General features: G+C 36.1%; 13 protein-coding genes. 9 read left to right on the top strand and 4 right to left on the bottom strand.

The window, feature by feature from the left end:
- Positions 1 to 1,240: 1,240 nt before the first annotated feature.
- A complete protein-coding gene (locus G440_RS20305) occupies positions 1,241 to 1,888 on the top strand; it encodes a DUF6266 family protein (RefSeq protein ID WP_051285452.1) in 648 nt (215 codons plus the stop codon).
- Positions 1,889 to 1,957: 69 nt separating this feature from the next.
- Here the strand turns inward: G440_RS20305 and G440_RS0116985 are convergent, their stop codons facing one another.
- On the bottom strand, positions 1,958 to 2,185 hold the full coding sequence (locus G440_RS0116985; protein ID WP_026452389.1) for a helix-turn-helix domain-containing protein: 228 nt from the start codon (positions 2,183 to 2,185) through the stop codon (positions 1,958 to 1,960).
- Positions 2,186 to 2,520: 335 nt separating this feature from the next.
- Here G440_RS0116985 and G440_RS0116980 point away from each other — a divergent pair, with 335 nt between their 5' ends.
- From G440_RS0116980 to G440_RS0116945, 8 genes are all read left to right on the top strand, one after another.
- On the top strand, positions 2,521 to 4,131 hold the full coding sequence (locus G440_RS0116980; protein ID WP_026452388.1) for a type I restriction-modification system subunit M: 1,611 nt from the start codon (positions 2,521 to 2,523) through the stop codon (positions 4,129 to 4,131).
- 3 nt (positions 4,132 to 4,134) lie between these two features.
- Entirely contained in the window at positions 4,135 to 7,053 is a 2,919-nt protein-coding gene (locus G440_RS0116975; RefSeq protein WP_026452387.1) for a P-loop NTPase fold protein, read from the top strand.
- Positions 7,054 to 7,056: 3 nt separating this feature from the next.
- Positions 7,057 to 8,151 (top strand): restriction endonuclease subunit S, encoded by a 1,095-nt coding sequence (locus G440_RS20300; protein ID WP_051285451.1) that lies wholly within the window; start codon positions 7,057 to 7,059, stop codon positions 8,149 to 8,151.
- Between the two features lie 37 nt (positions 8,152 to 8,188).
- On the top strand, positions 8,189 to 11,191 hold the full coding sequence (locus G440_RS0116965) for a type I restriction endonuclease subunit R (RefSeq protein ID WP_026452386.1): 3,003 nt from the start codon (positions 8,189 to 8,191) through the stop codon (positions 11,189 to 11,191).
- A 31-nt stretch (positions 11,192 to 11,222) separates the two neighbouring features.
- Positions 11,223 to 12,494 carry a PDDEXK-like family protein gene (locus G440_RS0116960; protein ID WP_026452385.1) on the top strand — a complete coding sequence of 424 codons (1,272 nt, stop codon included), beginning with the start codon at positions 11,223 to 11,225 and terminating at the stop codon, positions 12,492 to 12,494.
- Positions 12,495 to 12,532: 38 nt separating this feature from the next.
- Positions 12,533 to 14,260, top strand: coding sequence for a hypothetical protein (locus G440_RS0116955; RefSeq protein WP_026452384.1), 1,728 nt, complete (start codon positions 12,533 to 12,535; stop codon positions 14,258 to 14,260).
- Between the two features lie 197 nt (positions 14,261 to 14,457).
- Positions 14,458 to 16,440 (top strand): McrB family protein, encoded by a 1,983-nt coding sequence (locus tag G440_RS20835; protein ID WP_051285450.1) that lies wholly within the window; start codon positions 14,458 to 14,460, stop codon positions 16,438 to 16,440.
- A complete protein-coding gene (locus G440_RS0116945; protein ID WP_026452383.1) occupies positions 16,430 to 17,695 on the top strand; it encodes an McrC family protein in 1,266 nt (421 codons plus the stop codon). Before G440_RS20835 ends, G440_RS0116945 begins: the two co-directional genes overlap by 11 nt.
- 47 nt (positions 17,696 to 17,742) lie before the next feature.
- Here the strand turns inward: G440_RS0116945 and G440_RS0116940 are convergent, their stop codons facing one another.
- From G440_RS0116940 to G440_RS0116930, 3 genes are read right to left on the bottom strand one after another with little or no spacing between them, the layout of a single operon-like run.
- Positions 17,743 to 19,335 carry an efflux MFS transporter permease gene (locus G440_RS0116940; RefSeq protein WP_026452382.1) on the bottom strand — a complete coding sequence of 531 codons (1,593 nt, stop codon included), beginning with the start codon at positions 19,333 to 19,335 and terminating at the stop codon, positions 17,743 to 17,745.
- 3 nt (positions 19,336 to 19,338) lie between these two features.
- The gene (locus tag G440_RS0116935) at positions 19,339 to 20,400 is read right to left on the bottom strand and encodes an HlyD family secretion protein (protein WP_026452381.1); all 1,062 of its coding nucleotides are present in this window, start codon (positions 20,398 to 20,400) and stop codon (positions 19,339 to 19,341) included.
- Positions 20,400 to 21,743: a TolC family protein gene (locus G440_RS0116930; protein ID WP_051285449.1), complete on the bottom strand. Its 1,344-nt coding sequence runs from the start codon at positions 21,741 to 21,743 to the stop codon at positions 20,400 to 20,402. The genes G440_RS0116935 and G440_RS0116930 overlap by 1 nt, the downstream gene beginning before the upstream one ends.
- Between the last annotated feature and the right edge of the window lie 52 nt (positions 21,744 to 21,795).

The raw sequence follows: 21,795 nt of genomic DNA, 5'->3' as shown, positions 1-21,795 counted from the left end.
CTGGGATTTGTTCCAAAATTATGGAATATTTCCAATTTCAGGCATGCTGGTTTGGATAAAATTTTTCAAAATTATATAGATTGTTTGGAGAGATGGATTCTTACCTGGTCTACTATAAAAATATGGGATTGTTATTTTTTATGTTGTACAAGGGGAGGAGGTTGATTAGTTATTTTTATTTTTTTCCCAAAAAATGGAGAATAAAAAATTAAACACTACCAAAATAACTATTTAACCTTTATGACCAAATGACTTAGGAACCCTTTACCTCTGTCAATTGTTAAAATACCCCCCAAGATAAATCTTATATTTGGGGATTTGATACAAACCTGTCCAGAATGCGGAATCCCGTAAAGAAGAAAATATAGTTTCGATTATTCTCACCCAACATTTTTATTAAACTTGAAAGAATAAAAATATAAATGCGTGTATAGAGAAAAAGTAATGTTGTATAAATTGTGAATTAGAAATGTGATAGTTACAACAATCGTCGACTCCACAAAATATCTCTTCGAATATAGACTTCATTTGATTTAATAAAAAATGAACTAACTCCTCCTACCAAACTCGAAAAATTTCCAGACTCATTGAACTGTGGAATTTATTTGTTTTTTATCATTTGGTATTTTACGTCTTTCCTTGAGTGTTTTCGAAAATTCTGCGAAATCTACCGAAGGGTATTTCATCTTTTTTAGCTACATTATTTTCCTTTTAACCCTTCATCTAAAAACCCATCCATGTTTTACTCTCATTCGACACTTGTTCGAACGTTGTTCGAATAAACGGCTCGTATTCGAAGCAGACACGAACGAGTCTCGAACAAGACTCGAACAAAGACTTAAAAAGCCTGATTTGGTTTGCGGGGAAGTTAGAGTCAAAAATGGGTAAAAAGAGGGCAAAAACATTTTTAAGAAAGCAAAGCGCAGCAAAGACTGTCAAAGCTGACCAATAGATATTAAAATGTGTTTTTATTCTGGATAAAAAATGATGTTTATTTTAAAAAGGTTTTTAAAATTGAAGAAAATCGACCAAAATCTAGATTGGGTTGTTATTAGCGTTTTGTAGGAAACAAAAGCTGTCCTAAATTCGGCAAAAGTTGTCAAAAATCTCCTTAAACTTGTTTTAAACAATCAATGTTTATCAAAAACGATCAATGCTTCTATCTGTTTGTTTATCAGTATTTTGTGTTCTATTTTAGCCTTGATATTTTAACTGAATGTTTAATTTAAATTTTAGGACCATGGGAAAAATACCTGATGGAATTTTCGGAGGTTTCTCCGGAAGAGTAGGAAGAGTAGTGGGGTACAACTGGCGCGGGGAAGACATGCTGCGCAAAGCCCCCAGAAAACGAGCTAAGGACTCTGGCACTGTAAAGCAACTGGAACAACGTGAGAAGTTTGCTTTGGTAATAAAGTTCTTAACACCCATTCAAGAAGTGGTGGGTGCGTATTTTGGCAACAAATACAGATCTAGATCACGTTTTAATCTAGCGACTAGTTACAATCTTATCAACGCGGTTATCGCGGTCCCGGGAGGTGGCTTTGCGTTAGATTACTCCAAGGTGCTCCTTAGCAAAGGAGGCCTTAGAGGCATGGAAAGTGGAACAATAGCTGCACAGCCGGGAAGTGTATTGGAACTAAACTGGACAGACAACAGCGGGCAGGGCTCCGCAGCCGATGATGATTTGGTGTTGGTAGTTGTGTATTCCGCTACCCAGGAATTGTTTCAAATTTTTAACCCTGCTGCGCTGCGAAGTGAAGCGACCGTACAGCTGAACTTACCTACTTATTTTAGTGGCGAAGAGGTGCAAGTATGGGGAACTATGGTTTCTGCAGATAGGAAAGCAAAGGCAATAAGTTCCTATATGGGGACGGCCAATGTGACCTAAGAAAAAAGTGGTTTAATTAAAATGGCGAGGAGCAATCCTCGCCATTTTTCTTCTAGACAGTCAAGACTGTTATGGGGTTTGCGGTTTAGGCTTTACCATTCTGTCCTTTAGCATCTTTTTAAGAGCTTTTGGTTGATAAAAACTAGAACCCCCAACTTTTGAATGCGGCAATTCCCCATTTCTGCGTAACCTGGCAATAGTAGGCTTACTCCACCCAAACATTGCCATTACTTCTTCTTCTCTAAGAACGATTTTCTTGATCCAATCTGCTCTTAATTTGTTTCTTTTTGCATCCATATCTATATAATTTAAGTTTAACGAGCTTGAAAAACTAAAATAATCAATATCCTCCGATTAAAAAACAGGAAAAACCCTGTAATTTGTTGATTTGCAGTTATTTGTTGTTTTTTCTTTAGGTTTTACCATAGTAATCTTACAGATTTTTATAGAAAAGTTGTTTAAGAAGAGCCTGATAAATGCTTTTTTAAATGATTTTCTTTATGTTAAAATACTCTTAAGATAAATGCTATATTTGAGACTGCATTTAAATTTCTTGCAATTGCGGAATCCCGTAAAGGAATGAAATTGTATTACTTTATATTTGAAAAGATAACAACAACCAAAAAAACTAAATGACAAAAATCACCCCCAAAGCTGATATTAATTTTGAACAGGAACTTTGGAAAGCAGCAAACGAACTTCGTGGCGCTGTTGCTGAAAATCAATATAAAGATTACGTCCTTCCTTTAATATTTTTAAAACATATCTCGGAGCGCTATGAGATACGAAAGGAAACACTATTAAAACTTCTTAACGATCCCGAATCTGATTACTACACGCTGGATAAGGAAGAGCGCAATTATGTATTAGAAGATCCAGACGAATACCTTTCCAAAAACACCTATATCATCCCCAAAGAAGCAACTTGGCAATTTTTGCAGGACAATGCAGAGCAGGATAATATAAAAGCGTTGGTTGACGATGCTTTTGATGTATTAGACAAGACCCTTGCTGACTTTCGTCCAGACTTAAAGGGAATCTTGCCACGTATATTTGTAAAAAGTCAACTGACGGCCAAACAAGTTGCGGGATTGATAAATCTCTTGGCAAACCCAAAGCTTTCTCAAAAAGAAAATCCTGAAAGTGATATCTTGGGAAGGGTCTATGAATATTATATTGGCAAGTTTGCAATTGCCGAAGGTTCTGGTGCAGGGCAGTTTTTTACTCCAGGCAGTATTGTACGGCTAATGGTAGAAATGATAGAACCTTATGAAGGAAAAATATTCGATGCCGCTTGTGGTTCTGGTGGTATGTTTGTGCAGAGCTTAAAGTTTTTGGAAGCTCACGGAGGCGATAAGCGAAACATTTCCATTTACGGACAGGAACGCTATGATGGTACACTTCGGCTTTGCAAGATGAACTTAGCGCTGCGCGATTTATCATTTGACGTGCGTCTTGGTGACTCATTATTACAGGATAAATTCCCAGATTTAAAAGCCGATTTTATTATAGTAAACCCACCGTTTAACGTAAGCCAATGGCATCCTGAAGACCTACCAGATAATGATCCACGATTATTCGGACCCAAAGAAGATTTTACCACAGATGGCAACGCCAATTATATGTGGATGCAAACCTTTTGGAGCCATTTAAGCGACACGGGAACGGCTTCTATCGTTATGGCAAATGGAGCAATGACCAGTAATAACCGAGGCGAAAAGAACGTGCGTGAGTTTATGGTTAACAACAGTATGGTAGACTGTATTGTACGCCTACCAGACAAGTTGTTTTTAACCACTGGAATTCCTGCTTGTATTTTTATACTTAGCAAAAACCGGGATGGCAAAGATGGCAAGCACCGTGAACGAACGAATGAGATTCTTTTTATAGACACCAGTAAAATGGGAACTATGGAAAGCCGAAAACTCCGCGTATTTACCGATGAAGATATTGAAAAAGTAACCGACGTTTACCACAATTGGCGCAACGTCATTGCGAGCGGAGTGAAGCAATCTGCCGCATACCAAAACATTGACGGCTTCTGCTACAGCGCCACCCTTGCTGAAGTTCAAAAACAAGATTACAAACTCACCCCTGGAATCTATGTTGGAAGCGAGGCAGTGGAAGACGACGGAATACCCTTTGAAGAAAAAATGGAGGGTTTAAAAACTCAGTTGAAAGAGCAATTTATTAATGGAAGTGAATTGAAAGAAAAGATTTTGGAGAATTTTAATAAGTTCTAATTTATGGCACAAAGAGATACATACAGCCACATAAAAACAGAACTTGGTGTTTCACCTATTAAGTATAATATTGCTTTGGCTTCAATTAATTCCAGAGGAAGTTTAGGCGAATTAAACCTTTTTGTTTTAGAGGAACTAGGTTATCATCCTTACGAAGCAGAAAAAATCGATGTGTCAAAAGGTTATTACCTTCTAAATAATAATAAAAACAAACCATTGCTTTTTATTGTAACAGTTGGTAATGATGAATTCTCTGGAATTGCTCTTCAAAGAAATTTAAAATTAGCATTAGAGGAGAATAAATCATTTTTAAAATCAAAAAAAGTATGGGTGCCATTAATGGGAACAGGCGTAGGTAAGCTTGAATTTGTTGATAGCTATGATACTATAGTCGGTGTTTTAAAACAATTTAAAAATATACATTTCACTATTGCAATACCTGATGATAATAGGGGTATGGAGTTTATTAAAACATTTGAAAGCTACAACTTACAATACAAAAACGATATAGAAAAAAGTGAAGAACTAAGACCTTCTTCAGGTGAAAGCTTTAATTTTAGAAATGAGGAATTTACAACAAATGTTGAATCAAGCGAAAGCAAAATAGATGATAATGAATCCTCAAAATACTCTTCTTCTGAAGTAATAAAAGGTAGGTATCCAGAAGAAAAGAAAATTTATTCAGAAAAATCAAAAAAGGAAGAACCACATTCAGAGGCAGAAGTAAAAAGTATAACCACAATCGCAGGTTTAATAAGTGATGCAGATTCAGGTGACGATTATCTTGATATCTCAAAAGATATAAATGCTTTTGCAAAAGTAATTTCAGCAAAAAGTTTCAGACCACCTTTAGCGATTGCTCTATTAGGTAAGTGGGGATCAGGGAAGAGTTTTTTTATGCGAAAATTAAAGGAACGAATACAGGACCTTTCTAAAATTGATAATACCCAAAATGCTTACTGTAGTGGTATTGCTCACGTTCATTTTAATGCTTGGTCTTATATGGATTCTAATTTGTGGGCAGGAATTATAACTAGGATTTTTGAAGGTTTACAGGAGTACATTACTAATGACACTAAGGCTAGCAAGGACAAAAAAGATATTGAAAAAGAGCTCACAAAAAAACTTAACATCTCACACGATGAAATTACAGATTTAGAATATCAAAAAAAGAGTATTGATAATAAAATAAAAACTTTAGAGTCCCAAAAAGATAGAGCGGAGGAATCGCTACAAGGGAAAATTAATGAGATAAAAGGCAAATCAATAAAATCGGTTTTATATCAATTAGATGCTTCATTTAATATTTCAGAGAAAGTTGCAGATGCTTTAGCATCAAATAATTCTTTCAACAGTTCAACTGAAAAATTTGGTGAAATAGTGCCAAAAGAATATTGGCAAAACCCAACAGAGTTATACAAAAAAGTAAAATCTAAATACACTTTTATTAAAACCTTCTTTGAAGGAGCAAGTTGGAAAGCTAATTTAGTTTGGTTGTTTCTAATTTTAATATTTGTTATAGCAGTTAAAGGTTTCGTATTCATGGTTACTTATGTTTTAGGAAATACAGATTTTACAATAACTACCAAAGCTTGGTATATTATTACCATAATTGGTGGTTTTGTTATTAGAAATATTCAAACATTTAAACATCTACAGCCTCTAATTTCGTCATTTTGGAAAATCAAGGAAGATTATGAGCTACAGAAAAGAGAAGTTATTTTTAAAGTCAATCAAGAAGAAAAAGCTTTGAAGTTTGAAATCGACAACTATAAAACCGAAATAGTAACGCTTAATAAACAAATTTCTCAAGCCAAGCAAACTAAACTCGACATAGAATATCGATTAGAAAATACATTAACAACAGAAGCTCTTTTCAATTTTATTGAAAAAAGATCAGTAAGTGATGATTATAAAAAGCATTTAGGTATTGTTTCCGTAATTCGAAAAGATTTTGAAATATTGAGTGAGTTATTTAGCGGCCATCAAGAGGAATTAATTAAATCAAAAGAATCTGAAGAATTTAAAAAGAAATTCAGTAACCCATTAGAGCGAATTATTTTATATATAGACGATCTAGATCGTTGTTCAGATGATCGGGTTGTTGAGGTTCTTGAGGCAGTTAATTTACTCATGGCGTATCCATTGTTTGTAGTAGTGGTTGGCGTAGATCCGCGTTGGGTTAAAAATGCATTAACTAAGAAATATAGCTTACAATTTAATAATGAAGAGAACTCTAATGATTTTGAAAATATAGAGCCGTCTGGTTATTTGGAAAAAATATTCCAAGTCCCTTTTCAGCTAAAATCTGCTACCAATAAAAGCGTAAAACATATGCTTAAAACTTTAGCCGAGTCACAGCCGGAATCTGAAATAATTGAGGACAACCTAATTTACAATGAAGTAGAACATTCTTTTGGTTATCTTAATAAAGAAAACAGGGTATTAGACAAAATTGAGCCAGATGAATCTAATATACCTGAGTTTATTCAAAAGGAAACAATAGAATCTCTAAAATTTTCAGATAAGGAAATTGAACTTTTACAGAGTATGTCTGATGTTTTAGGAACCAACCCAAGGGCTTTAAAACGTTTTGTGAACATATATAGAATAATCAAAGCACACGAAGACTTTAAATATTCAAATGAGGCAGAGGATGGTGAGTTGTTAGCTGTAATGTTTTTAATTGCTTTGCCTTTAGGGAAGTTTCGAAAACTTGTAAAACCCTTTGAAGAATGGCTTAATAATCCTAAAAATATTGAAAAGGAATTGCAGTCTTTTACTGATGAAAACCATGATGATTTAAGGTATCTTTTACTAAAAACGATTGATGATAACGATCTTGTTCTTATAAATCAGAAAGTAAAAATCTTTAAAAAACATAATACGTTCATTAAACGTTTTACATTTAATAATTTATAGACAATGTCCCAAAACTGGAAAACATATAAACTTGGAAAAGTATCCACTTTACAAAGAGGATTTGACTTGCCTAATCCTAAAAGAATACATGGAGATTATCCCGTGATCGCTGCTTCAGGATTTAGTTCTTGGCATAATGAATTTAAGGTTAAAGGTCCTGGTGTTACAACTGGAAGATCAGGAACTCTTGGGCAAGTATTTTATGAGGAAGGAGATTATTGGCCTTTGAATACTGCTCTTTGGGTAAAAGATTTTCATGGTAATAATGCGAAATTCATTTATTATTTCTTACAAACTTTAAATTTTGAATTGTTTAATTCCGGTACTAGTGTCCCAACCTTAAATAGGAATGATGTTCATAGTTTGGACGTTCAAATCCCATCTCTCCCCGAACAAAAAGCAATAGCCCAAATCCTTTCCGACATAGACGATAAAATAGAAAACAACCTGGCTATTAATAAAACCTTGGAAGAAATGGCAATGGAACTTTATAAACATTGGTTTGTAGATTTTGGACCGTTTAAGGATGGGGAGTTCGTGGAAAGTGAGTTGGGAGAAATTCCAAAAGAATGGATGGTGAAACGATTAGACCATATCTTAGACATAAAATATGGAAAGGCTCATAAAAAGCTTGCCGACGGAAAATATCCAGTTTACGGTTCAGGAGGTATAATGAGATATGTAGATCAATATTTATATAACGAAGAGTCAATTTTAATTCCAAGAAAGGGAACTTTGAGTAATTTATTTTATTTAACTGAACCATTTTGGTCAGTTGATACAATGTTCTATTCAATAATTAAAGAGAAATATTTCGGTAAATACACATTTCACTTTTTAAAAGTAACTGACTTGGCAGGAATGGATGTAGGTTCTGCAATTCCAAGTTTAACAACTGAATTATTAAATAGAATAAAGATTTTAGTTCCCGATATAGATCAAATTAAAATATTTGATGAAACGGTAAATAGATACTTCAGTAGTATAAAAGCTAACATTGAAGAGAATCAAACCCTAACCCAACTCCGCAACACCCTATTGCCAAAATTGATAAGTGGCGAAGTACGATTAAAAGAGTTTGAGCCAGTGAACGCATAAATGGAATTTGAAAAATGATTGTTTTGCAATAACGAATATGACCAAAGAAGCAACAATAGAACAAGCCGCCATAGATTGGCTTACAGATTTGGGGTACACCCATAAACTGGGTACAGGCTTGCCACAGAATAATACTGAGGTGGTGCTTAAGGAACCCTTATTGGCGTTTATTGAAAAGCAATACCCGAATATACCCCAAGAGATTCAAGCGCTTGCTGTTGCAGAACTCACCAATAATGTAGGCGCAGATTTAGACCATCGCAATCGTGACTTTCACCTAAAGCTTACCAAAGGCAAAGAATATGCTTACGAAGATGTGGATGGCGAGGAAAAAGCGGTTCATATTTATCCTATAGATTTTGAAAACCCTAAAAATAATGCCTTTTGGGCAGTAAATCAGTTTAGCATTACGGGCAAAAACAAACGAAGACCCGATATTATCATTTATATAAATGGCTTGCCGCTTGTAGTCTTCGAACTTAAAAACTGGTATGACGATACTACCAACCTAAAAGAAGCTCATAACCAGATAGGGCATTATATAAAAGATATTCCTGTTTTGTTCGAGTACAACGCCATCACCGTAATCAGCGATGGCAACGAGGCGCAACACGGAATGTATAGCTCGGGTATGGAATGGTACGCAGCTTGGAAAAGTATAAATGGGGTTGATACCGTTCAGGAAGACGACTTTCAGATGCATACCCTGCTCTTTGGGCTTTTCCCAAAAGATAGATTGCTAAACTATATCAAGAACTTTATTTTTCATGAAGACCACAACGGCACTTTAATAAAAAAAGGCGCCAAGTATCACCAATTCTTTGGAGTTGCCTTTGCTGTAGAAGCAGCCAAGAAATCCGTTCGTCCTTTTGGAGATGGTCGTATTGGCGTAATATGGCATACACAGGGAAGTGGTAAAAGTATGAGTATGGCAATGTACACTGGAATTCTACGAAGTTTGCCAGAATTGAAAAACCCTACCATAATCGTACAAGTGGACAGAAGCGATTTGGATATTCAGCTCTATGAAAATTTTGTATTGGCAAAAGATCTAGTAGGAGATGTACAGCACGCCGAGAGTACCGATCACCTTCGAAGATTGCTTTCGGTGGGAGCTGGAGGCGTAATCTTTACTACTATTGAAAAGTTCCGTTTAAAACAATCCACCGACGAAAAACTTGGTGAGTTAGAGCATCCCACACTTAGCGAACGCGAGAACATAATTGTAATGGCAGACGAGGCACACCGGACCCAATATGGTTTGTTGGATGGGTTTGCAAGTAATATGCGCAAAGCCTTACCCAATGCTTCCTTTATCGGTTTTACGGGTACGCCCATAGATAGCAAAGATGCGGACACCGTTGAGGTTTTTGGAAACCTAATTCACGTTTACGACATAAAACAGGCTGTTGATGATAACGCCACCGTAAATATCTTTTATGAACCGCGTTTGGCAAAACTCCATTTATGGAATGAAGCCATTGATAGCGATGTGGACGAAATAGCTGAATCGGCAGAAGATGACCCTTCCTTGCGTTGGGCTGCGATTGAAGATGCAGCAGGTTCCGAAGACCGTGTAAATAAAATTGCCGCAGATATCTTACGCCATTATACCACCCGAACCGATACGTTGGAAGGAAAGGCAATGGTGGTATGTATGAGCCGTAGAAATTGCGTCAAGATGTATAATGCGCTTACTGCTTTGGAAGGCTGTCCTGAGGTTGCCGTTATTATGACCGGAAACATAAGTAAAGATCCGCTTTCGTGGAATGAGCATATTCGTACCAAGGATGCTACGGAAGGGATGAAGAAACGCTTTAGAACCCCAGATGATCCATTGCAGATTGTAATTGTACGCGATATGTGGCTTACTGGTTTTGACGCCCCTTGCGTGCATACTATGTATGTAGATAAGATAATGAGAGGCCATACGCTAATGCAGGCCATAACGCGTACTAATAGAGTTTTCTTCGATAAACGAAACGGAGTTATAGTGGATTATATCGGGATTGGCGATAACCTAAAAACTGCTACCAGCAAATACACCCAAGAAGGAAGAAAGGGGAAACCCACAATCGATATGGAGCAAGCGTTAGAATTGTTCTTCAATCAGATTGAAAAGTGTAAGGTATTTATTCCGCAGGATATAGATTATAGTCATTGGAAGGCCTTGCGAGATGGTGATAAATTGCTTTTAGTAAAACGAGCCATTAACGTTATTATTAAAAGCGATGAGGATTCCGAAGACTTTATGAAAGCGGAAAAATCGCTTACTAGTTTGCTGAGTATTGTAAAAAGTCAACCAGCCATACAAGACTTCGCCATAGATGTTTTGTTTATGCAGCACGTTTCCAAAGCGGTGCGAAATGCGAAATCAGTTACTTCCAGCAGAAACGACCGAAAAGAAAAAGTAAAGGAGTTAATCAGCCAAAGTATAGACAGTGAAGATATTGTAGATGTTTTCGCAATGGCAGGAATTGAAAGAGCTGATATTTCCATTTTAGATGAAACTTTTCTCCTAGGAGCCAAACAGGAAAAAGACGGATTGGCACTAAAAATAGAATTGATTAAAAACATATTGAAGGACGAGATAAAACTTAGACTTCATAAAAACATAAAGAAATATACTTCCCTAAGAGAAGAGCTGGAAAAGGTGATAGATCGCTACCATTCCAATGCCCTCGACTCCTACGCAACTATTGCTGAACTAATATCCCGCGCAAAGGACCTTCAGCAGGAAGACGAGCGCAAACAATCATTAGGCCTGACCGATGAGGAATTGGCTTTTTATGATATTCTAGCCGCTAAAAAAGATATAATCAAGGAAGAAGGGCCGATACAGGATATCGTTCACGGAGTAGTAAAAGCCGTAAAGAAAAACCTGCAGCTAGACTGGACCAAAAAGGAAAATGCAAAAGCGGCAATTAGATTGGCAGTAAAAAAGGAATTGCGCGGGAAGATATCTATCTCTGAGCTTAATGAGATAATGCAGGAAATAATGTTGCAGGCTGAGGGGCAATTTGGGGAGTGGAGTGCTTAGGAATTATAGAAATACTTAACAATAAAAATAGATGAACGAAAGTACGATTAAAGAAAATCTCGATCCCTTTTTACAGGATGTTGGAGCAATAACGAATCGACATAAAGAAATATCAAAGGAAAAAGGAGAAGACTTCAATCTATTCAGTATTATGGGAATGGAGTCAAATGAAACATACACACACTCTGCAATCATTGCAACACTTCTTGATCCGAGGCAGAATCATTATAAAAAAGATTTTTTTCTTGATAAATTCTTAAAGATTATCGGTTATAAATTTGATGGGAAGGATTTAAATAATACAACTGTAACTCAGGAATTTCATTTAGGTAAAATCGATGAGAATTACGAGAGAGGAGGATTTATTGATATCCTTATAAGATTTGATAATGGGAAAACAATTGCACTAGAGAATAAAATCTATGCAAAAGACCAAAGAAAGCAACTTTATAGATATAGCAAATACAACGAAACAAAAACAATATTGGTCTACTTGAATCTTTATGGTAATGAACCCACTAAGTATAGTTACCATACCCTAAAATTGGAAACTATACAAAAAATTAGTTATAAAGAAGATATTATTAGTTGGCTAACTGAAAGTAGAGAATTATTAAAAAAAGACTCTATTCTTTCTTTATCACTCAAACAATACATATTACTATTAAAAAAACTTACTAAAACTATGGACAAAACACGTGAGAAAGAATTGACATCAAGTATTTTAAATAATTATGAAGCTGCTCAATATGTTCATAGTAATTTTGATAAGCTTATTTATAATGTTCGAGAGTCTTTTAGACAAGCTGTAATACGAAACTTACAAAATGTATTGATTGATAGAAATTATAGGGTAGTAAGCGGAAATGCATCAGATTATCATTATTCTCAGATTTGGATCGAGTTAAATAAAACGAAAGATTTAAGTATGCGTTTTGGTATTGAATCATTTAGTGGTAAAGGAAATGAAAATGGTAAAATCTTTATTGGTATTTTCGATAGATTAACTCAAGAAATTAATATTGATTTTGCAAATGAGGAGTCTGATAAATATTTAAGTAAATACTGGCCAGTTATTAGGTTAATTAGAACCCCTAAGGGCAATTCACTTCATCTAAATAGCGGTGATTTACTTCAAAAATTAAATGATGAAAACTCCCAGACATTTAAAGATTTACTTGAAGAGACAGTTTTACAGGTTATTAAATTTATAAATGAATATACGACGGTCGTAGAGGAAATTGAAAGTAACAGAGCTAATGGTATTGAAAATATTTTAAATGACGAACCAAATCAAATCTAATATTTAAAATCATGTAAATACATATCGTGAGTGGAATTATGCCTTTAGAAGAAAAAAAATATGATGTTGAATCCAATAATGATTGGGCTAAAGATGTAAAAGGCAATCATCTTTATATCGATAATGCAATTAGTGGTCGTAAAGGTTATTTCTGTATTGGATGTGATAAGGAAATGGAGGCAGTTAAGAAAAAAAAGAATCTCAATCATAGGTCTTTCTTTAGACACGTTCCCGTTGACATCACGAAAGATGAAACACCCTGCACTTTTAGCAATAGACAATATAGAGAACTTTTAGCAACAGATATTCTACAAAGGCTAAAACTCATAAAAGTACCAAGTGTTTATAAATATCCTCCAAAAGGAGAAGATGGAACACCCATGCTTTTAGAAAAAGCAAAATTCGTAAAAGCACATAAGGTAAAATCCCAACTTACTTTTTATGAAGATGATGAAGGTGCAGTAAAGTTTGGCAAAAATGCAGATGTAGAAAATAGATACTTATTAATAAGACCTGATGTGGTTTTTTTTGATGTAAATGAAAAGCCAATTTTATTAATAGAATTAGTAATAACTCATAAAGTAAGTGCTGAGAAAAAGATAAAGTTACGACGATTAGGTATTGATACCATCAGCATTATTGTTCCTAAATCTTCAGAACAAGACATTGAAGATAATTTTAATTCAACACAACGCATAAAATGGGAATACAATGAAAACGAAGCAAACACCACTTACGAAAGAGTTTCCTTTAGAACTTCAGAAGGAATATTGGAATTTGATGAAGACCAAAGAAGAATTTTTGATGAAGATATCAGTTGCCGCAAGGCAAGACTTAATAACACGTTACGAACTATTAAAAAATTCCTACAGTCAAAATCGTACAGAGGAGCTGAACAACACCTTGAATCTGAAATATCAAGAATTGAGAAAGCTACAAGAGGAGAGCAAAAGAGATTGGGAGAATTGGAAGGAGGAATTGATAAAGAAGTACGAAAACAATTTACAGATCAAAACATCAACCTTGAAAGACAGGGAGGAAAGCTTGTTGATAATGAAAGTAGATTTCGAGAATACTTTAATGATTTGGAAGCAAGATATAATTCAAAAAAAGGAAAGCTTGAAACAGAGCAAGCAGGAATTGATAGCGATAAAAGAGAGGAGCTCGAAAATGGATGGACTGAGGCAACTGTTACAGATAGATTTGAATCAGATAGGGAAAAGTTACGAATTGAATTTGAAAAATTTACAAAAGAATTTGGACAGCTTATCCAAGCAAAAGAAGAATCTATCTCAAGATTATTACAAGAACAAAACGAGCTCGTTACAATCCATAAAAACCTTGAAAGAGAAGAACTTGGTAGCTTTACAATTAGAAAAAACGAGATTAAAGAACGAATTGGAATTCAATTTAGAAATAGAAAAGAAAAATTATCAGAAGCTTATAGCGAGGAAGAACGAATTATTGCAAGATTACGAATCGAAGAGCAAACCCTATCAAGAACGTTTGGAAAACTTGAAAAAGAAGAACAACAAAGTTTTGATAGAGAAGAAGCTGTTCTTATTGAAGAGGAACAGCGATCAGAAAGAGCAATTTTTGATCAATTTCTTGAAGAATTCAGAAGTTCCCCCAGCCAATTTCCCAAACGAATTAAGTATGTATTGGAAGCACAGCGAGTGGGACACGATTACAAAGATGCTCAACGCCAAGAAGAATTCTATAAACGAGCACGAGAGTTTTTTAAAAAGGGAACTTGGAAAGAGTAATAAATCTTTAGAATGGTTTTTAGAAAAGTTTGATAGAGAAATTGAATCTACCAATATTTAAATAGAATAAGTGGATAAAATATAGACAGTATTATAGAATGGAAACTATGATTGATAACGACAAGAAGCCATAAGAATATGTGCTCGAAATTAAGAGGTGTGAATAAAGCAAATCAAAAGATTTAATAAATAGCAACATGATTGATTATAAAGAGTACGAAAAACAAGTATATTCTTGGCTACAAGAAAAACATACAAATGATCCGAGTTTTACTTTTTCAGTAAGAATGAAAGGCTCAAAGGGTGCTGAGAGTGACTATTTTGTTGGAACAAAAAGATCAAATTATTTTGCTACTACACTTTGGACCATACCTGTTAGTTTTCCTGGATCTTCAGGAGATGCAATTAGTATAATATTTGGTTCCAAGGATAACTATTTTGGCTATAATTTTGAGTTTAACCAAACGAAATCACCTCATGACGATCAAAATAAATGGGCTCTTGAGCTTATTTCATTAATAAAAGATTCAGCAATTAAAAAAAAATTGAACTTTTCTTATGACAGTCCAGACCACAATAAAATGCTTAATTTCAAAATAGCTCCAAGACAAAACAGCTATACTTCTATTGATGCCATGTTAGAGGATATAGATAAGGACTTAGAAATAATAATGCCAATTGTAGATTCTGCTATTCAGGAAATTAAAAGAAAAAATCCTGAATTTGTTTCACATAGAATTACTTTGTCTGAATTCAATAGAATGCAAAGTAATTTAGGAAAACGTTTTTCAAAATATAATAATATTAATATTTCTGACGATGAACCTAAGATTATCAGTCATAATATTGCCTCTAATAATGAATTACCTAACGATAAAAATAGGAAACCTTTAAATCAAATCTTGTATGGACCACCTGGAACCGGAAAAACATTTGAAACAGTTAGCTTGGCTGTAAAAATTATTAACCCAGATTTTTATAACGCGAATAAGGGGAATCGAAAGTCAATAAAGGAGGAATACGATCGTCTATTAATAAACAATTGGAGCGAAGGCGGTGGACAGATTGCCTTTTGTACTTTCCATCAAAGTTTTTCCTATGAAGACTTCGTTGAGGGTATTAAACCAGAGATTATAAATGAAAAAGATATTATTTATGTGGTGCAGAAAGGGATTTTTAGGTCCATTTGCGATAAATCACGCACGGGCTCAATAAAATCTGGCGATTTTGATGCTATTGTTACGAGATTAAAAAATGATATACTTGATAATGGCCCTATTACCTTAACAACTGACCGAGGTAATAAATTTGATGTCAATTATACTGGGCAGACAACCTTTCGCATTCGACCGCACGAGTCAAATGTTGAAAACCCACAATATCCGGCCGCAATAGAAAATATTCGTATGCTATATGAAGGAGCTCCTCTCACGGATCTTTACAATCCTTCGTATGTAAAGGGAATTTTGGAACATTTGTACAGAAATTATCATCTCCCTAAGTTCTCTGAAATTAAAAATAATGACAAACCTTATGTGTTCATCATTGATGAAATCAATCGGGGAAACGTATCTGGAATTTTCGGTGAACTAATTACTCTTATTGAACCCGACAAACGTACTGGAGCAGAGGAAGCTTTGGAAGTAATGCTTCCCTATTCCAAACAGAAATTTGGTGTACCCAAAAATTTGTATATAATAGCCACCATGAATACCGCCGACCGTTCAGTTGAAGCACTGGACAGCGCGCTGAGAAGAAGGTTTAGTTTTAAGGAGATAATGCCAGAGCCCTCTTTGCTTACAGATATAGAATTTGACGAATTTAACCTCGAAGAAGTACTCCTTACCATCAATGAGCGTATCAAGTTTTTATTGGACAGAGATCACACTATTGGACATTCTTACTTTATGAACGTGGAAAGTGGAGATACGCTAGCATTGGAAGAGGTTTTTAAGAATAAAGTGATTCCATTACTCCAAGAATACTTTTACCACGATTACGAAAAAATCGCCCTTATTCTTGGTGCTGGTTTTGTTACGGTAAAAACCAATCACGTTATTAAATTCCCAAGCTTTGACGGTATAAACGAACCTGACAATGTAACGCTTTGTGAATTAGTCAAGGATATAGATGACATTGAAGAAGCTGTTAGTCTACTTTTAAACAGAAATGCGCAATAAGCCAATACAGGTGTTTGAGCATCAGACTCTTTACTATGGTAGAGAGTATAAGGGTGTGGCCTTTACCCAAAAACATTTTGAAGCCTTGGCAAAACTGAATATGCTGCACGATAACAAATATTTCATCCTTGTTAACAAAGGCATTAAATTTTCGCAATATGTGGGAATCATTCAAATAGATACTCTTACTATAGAGATCTTACCAAAAGCGGATAAAGCTATTGAGAACACTACAGTTTGGCGGAACGTACTTATTGAAATGCTTCGCGTTACCCGAAAACTAAAAGTTAATCAAGTAGGGCAAGCAGATGTTAACAAACAGAATATCCACTTATTGGATATTTATTTTGATTGGTTTATGCGCGAAGTGGAAATCCTTATTCGGCAAGGCCTGATTAAACGCTATTACAAAGAAACCAAAAACGTAACTGCTTTAAAAGGTAAATTGGAGTTTGCCGGTCATATTTCCAAAAATCTGATCCATAAAGAACGATTTTATACCACCCATCAAATTTATGACAAGGATCACGAAATCCATCAGATATTAAATCTGGCGTTAATGGTTATTGAGCAGTTGAGTAAAGGCAGTTATCTCTATGCAAAATGCAAACGGGTTCAATTAGATTTCCCCGAAGTATCAGCGATAAAATGTAGTGGAACAACTTTTGATAAATTAAAACTCAACCGCAAAAGCCAGCCTTACGAAAAAGCTCTGGAGATTGCTAGATTGATTATTTTAAATTATGCCCCCAATATCTCTTCCGGTTCCGAAAGAATGTTGGCATTGCTCTTTGATATGAACAGTCTTTGGGAAGAGTATATACTCGTGCAATTGAAAAAAGCCTGCATAAATACAACGTACACTGTTACAGGGCAGCAATCAAAAAACTTTTGGGGCAACATGAGTCTCCGTCCTGATATAGTCATCAAACAAGCTGATTGCACCAAAGTTATCATAGACACCAAATGGAAACAAATTGAAGGTAATAAACCTTCCACCAATGATCTTCGGCAGATGTATGTTTATAACGATCACTGGAATTCCAAATTCTCAATCCTCTTATATCCTGGCGCACATCAATCCGATATCTTCCACCGTCCGTTTCACTTTCCCGACCATTCTTGTGGGATTTTAAAAATCAATGTTTTGAATGAAGATGGAAAATTGGATCAAAGAATAGGGGAGCGGTTGGTGGAAGCTTTTGAAGGGGTGGGGTTTTTGGATAAGGATCCTGCTACTACCTCATTAATTTAAAAAAAACATAACCACTACAGTAGTGGCCACTATTATCCACCTTCCTTTTATACCGGAATAAGCTTGGCGCCTATTTTCTGAAGATGAAAATGGAAACGCGGAACCAGAGCGATAAGCAGCATAACAAAAAATATAAATGCGCTCATATAGGTGTAATAATCCCGAACAAAAAGAAGGTTTGCCTGTTGCGCGACATTTTTTCCAAGCATTTTATTAGCGCCTACCCTTGCTTGTAGATCGGTAGCTCCGTTGCTTAGAAGCAGACTTTCATAAGTTTGCATCCTATCGTTAAGCTGTGGATTGGTTTGTTGAATTTGATTGGCAAAACTGTGTAAATGCACACTATTCTGCTGCAGGCCCAGAAATGAAATTAAGGCCAAGCTGGTGGTAAAGGTAGCAAAGCGAAAAACCACCCCCATGACCGAAGCAAAAAAGGCGATTTTCTGGGGGACGGCACTCACATAAAAAAGTACGATAGAAAGTATAAGGGTTCCATTTCCAAAACCCTGCAGGAATAACGGGATCAATAGATCACTGATTTCCGCTTGGCTGCTTAAAATGGAAAGCATATACAGGTGAAATCCCAAAAGTGCCCCAAACCCGGTGAGCCAGACGAGGCGAATGTTTGTTCCGGTTAATATAAATCTGGCGGTCAATGCTGCCCCGATAATTATTCCCAACCCATTGATGAGCATAATATATCCTTTATGATACACGTCCAGATTGACGCTGTTGGCAAAAAATCCGTAAGAGACACTGAGATCACCTTTCCCCAGGTAAAAGGCAATCAATAAAAGCATCCCGATTCTAAAATTCCGATATTTATAAATACTTAAATCTATATAAGGCCTGTGCAATTTTACCTGCCGGAATATAAACAGACCCAACAGTATTATAAAGGCCAAACTGAGCAAAGTGATTCGCAAACCTTTAAACCAATTGTAATATTGGCCATAAAGAAGGATGTAAGCAAACAATAAAAGACTGCTTACATAGAGGACAAAACTTTTCCAATCAACATTTACCAAGGGGATTTTTCGTTGTTTCCTCAAATCCAAATCAGGACTTAGAATGATAAACATCAAGATGATTCCTGGCAGAAAAAGATAGATCTTAAAGATGAAGATCATATTAAAATTGAAATTGGAAAACACATAAGCATCCAAGATATAGGCAAAGGGTAGGGTAGAAAACAAAGTGGCATAAAGGGTGGCATAACCCAGAACCCTACTTCTCTGTTGCTGGAACTGGGCAAACAGCAGATTAAAGAGGATACCAATAAATCCCAAGGACAGCATTCCTCCAATAAATCGGAAAACAAGAAGTATGCTAAAGCTCGTAGCATTGTATAAAACGATATTCACCAGAATATAGATAATACTTACTATGGCCAAATAAGGTTTAGAGGAAAGTGAGTTAAAGAAACGTTTTTCCAAGGGAAAGGCTCCGGCGATTGCCAGATAATAAACCACGACGGAATAGCGGATATCAATGGAATCTACGCCATAATAGCTCATGGCACTTTGCATCCCGCCCATATAGATTCCCATTACGGAGGCAACGGGTAAGAGAGTGATGAAAATGGCAAGAAAAATAAGCCATTGAGGCACCCAACTTTTAAAGATCCGTCTATTCTGCATAGGTTATGATTTTGGAATTGATACCTCGGCATTCATTCCTGCTCTCAACTTAACAAGTTTCTGTTTGTCTTCGGTAATTTTGATGCGCACTGGAAAGCGTTGGGTGATCTTTACAAAATTCCCCGTGGCATTATCCGGAGGAAGGAGAGAGAATTGGGAGCCCGTTGCTGGGGAAAGGGATTCTATTTCCCCCTGGAATGTTTCGCCGGGAAAAGCATCTACGCTTATCTTCGCCTTTTGACCTTCGTGCAGATTTGCTATCTGCGTTTCTTCAAAGTTGGCCAGAATCCATTTCCCCTGATTCTCATCAACTATAAATCCTAAGGTCTGTCCTTTTTTTACGAACTGGCCTTCCTGCAAGGTTTTTTTGCCCATAAACCCATTGGAGGGCGCGGTAATTACGGCATACTTAATTTCGAGTTCCAGACGGTCCACGGCAGCTTTTTTCTGTGCAATACTTGCTTCGGCAACGGCAATCTGGGCAGAGGCATCATTGGTTTTATTTTGGGAGACACTAAGGGAGTTTTTAATGGCTTCAAAGTTGGATTCGGCTACCGCCAATTGAGTTTTTATATTTTCAAATTTCTGTTGCGTCACTGCTTCCCCTTCATATAATTTTTTATAGCGTTGAAATTCTTGCTGCTGTTGCCACAGCTCTGCCTTGGCTGCGTTTATTTTTGCCTGGCTTACGCTGGCATAACTGTGCGCGGTATTTACATTGCTTTTCATGACTTCCAATTGAGCCTCACTTGAGGCTAGGTTGGCTTTGGCCTCTGCTATTTGCACTTTGGTTTCCTCGCTATCCAAGATGACCAAAGTATCTCCTTTCTGCACTTTTTGATGATCTCTATAGCGTATCTCCTGTACATAACCACTGGAACGGCTTAAAATAGGATTGATGTATTCCTGCACCTGGGCATCGTTTGTTTCTTCATAATTCCAAAAATGAAAAACCTTTACCAAACCCCAGATCAATAGGACCACAAGAATGATCAGTGCAATGAGGTAAGTCATTTTTACAGTGAACCGATCTATTTTTTCGTATTTCTTTAATTTTTCGCTCATTAGAGTTTTCCGGTTATATTTAATAATTCGTAGTAATGTATTTTTGCCATTATCTGGCTGTTGACCAATTCAAACTTAGCTTGCAAAAGCTGGTCGTCTGCATCCAGTAAGTCCGTCAATAGTGATAATTGATTGAAATAGGTCTGGTTTACAATTCTATAATTTTCCTTTGCCTGTTCTATATTCATCTTAGCAACCTCAATTTTCTGTAAGTCTTCCTGAAAATGTTTATAGGCAGCGGTGATTTTCTTCCGAAGATTATCTTCCAGATGCTGTTTGGCCAGTTCTTGTTTTTCCACGGCAATCTTGGCCGCGACTTCCTTATGCTTGTCGTGATAAATATTGGAAATATCATAAGTGAGCTTTATGCCTGCCATTCCCAATAAATAGGGTGAGGTTTCATAAGGATAGAGCTTGATCTGCGGATAGGAATAGGAATATTCCCCAAAAACTCCCAGCTTGGGAAGTTTTCCAGTTTTCATTTCTTTTTCTTCCAGTGCTTTTATTTCAATCTGTTTTTTGGCAATTTCTTCCTGTGGGGAACCTTCTACCGCTTCCTTAATATTTATTTGAAAATCTCGCCCAGGTAAAGTAAATGCAAGACCATCAATGGGTTTAATGGGTTGATCATCGGGATAACCAATGAGAATATTAAGAGATTGGCGGGCCAGGGCTACATTGTTTTCCATTTCCATAAATCGTGTGTTTTGGCGTGAAAGCTGAAGCTGCGCCCGTAAAAGATCACTTTTTAAAACCACCCCATTGTCATAGAGTTTTGTAATCTGATCAAGTAAACGGTCATTGCGATAGATGTTGTTTTTAACCAATTTCTCAAAAGCCATAGACCGCTGCATATCCAGATAGGCTTGGGCCACCTTATAATGGATTTGGGAGGAATTTTCCTCTTCCAGGATCTTTAATAAATCTTCTTTTGTTTCCGCTTTTTGTAGATGCAATTTTGTTTTTCCGCCATTGTACACATTGAAGTAAGTTTCGATTCCCGCATCATAGGAGGTATGATCTTCCAAATGAATAAAGTCGGCATCATTGTTTATCCCGTTGTTAAACACTGGAATATTGGAAAGCTGTCCGTACTGCCCGTGAATCCGAATTTTAGGAAGCCATTCATTTTTTGCATCCAAGACGCCTTCCTTGCCCATCCCGGTTTCATAGTGTTTTATTCTTAATTCCTTACTATGGGCATTGGCTCCTGTCCAAGCTTGTTCAAGGCTTAAGGAAATGCTATCCTTGGTGATTTCCTGCCCCTGTACCTGTGTTGAAAAAACCACCAATAGTAGCAGAATCAGTGATTTAGGGAGTAATTGAGTATTGGAAACTTTCATACTGCAAATTTCCGACAATAAACCAAGGCTTATTTTCAATATTTAGACAATT

The sequence above is a fragment of the Aequorivita capsosiphonis DSM 23843 genome (assembly GCF_000429125.1).
GTDB classification, from domain to species: Bacteria; Bacteroidota; Bacteroidia; order Flavobacteriales; family Flavobacteriaceae; genus Aequorivita; species Aequorivita capsosiphonis.
The sequence above is the reverse complement of the archived record's forward strand: the minus strand, read 5'-3'. Positions and strand labels throughout refer to the sequence as shown.

Coding starts and splice junctions, on each gene's coding strand:
- G440_RS20305 (WP_051285452.1), top strand. CDS start 1,241: ATGGGAAAAATACCTGATGGAATTTTCGGAGGTTTCTCCGGAAGAGTA.
- G440_RS0116985 (WP_026452389.1), bottom strand. CDS start 2,185: ATGGATGCAAAAAGAAACAAATTAAGAGCAGATTGGATCAAGAAAATC.
- G440_RS0116980 (WP_026452388.1), top strand. CDS start 2,521: ATGACAAAAATCACCCCCAAAGCTGATATTAATTTTGAACAGGAACTT.
- G440_RS0116975 (WP_026452387.1), top strand. CDS start 4,135: ATGGCACAAAGAGATACATACAGCCACATAAAAACAGAACTTGGTGTT.
- G440_RS20300 (WP_051285451.1), top strand. CDS start 7,057: ATGTCCCAAAACTGGAAAACATATAAACTTGGAAAAGTATCCACTTTA.
- G440_RS0116965 (WP_026452386.1), top strand. CDS start 8,189: ATGACCAAAGAAGCAACAATAGAACAAGCCGCCATAGATTGGCTTACA.
- G440_RS0116960 (WP_026452385.1), top strand. CDS start 11,223: ATGAACGAAAGTACGATTAAAGAAAATCTCGATCCCTTTTTACAGGAT.
- G440_RS0116955 (WP_026452384.1), top strand. CDS start 12,533: ATGCCTTTAGAAGAAAAAAAATATGATGTTGAATCCAATAATGATTGG.
- G440_RS20835 (WP_051285450.1), top strand. CDS start 14,458: ATGATTGATTATAAAGAGTACGAAAAACAAGTATATTCTTGGCTACAA.
- G440_RS0116945 (WP_026452383.1), top strand. CDS start 16,430: ATGCGCAATAAGCCAATACAGGTGTTTGAGCATCAGACTCTTTACTAT.
- G440_RS0116940 (WP_026452382.1), bottom strand. CDS start 19,335: ATGCAGAATAGACGGATCTTTAAAAGTTGGGTGCCTCAATGGCTTATT.
- G440_RS0116935 (WP_026452381.1), bottom strand. CDS start 20,400: ATGAGCGAAAAATTAAAGAAATACGAAAAAATAGATCGGTTCACTGTA.
- G440_RS0116930 (WP_051285449.1), bottom strand. CDS start 21,743: ATGAAAGTTTCCAATACTCAATTACTCCCTAAATCACTGATTCTGCTA.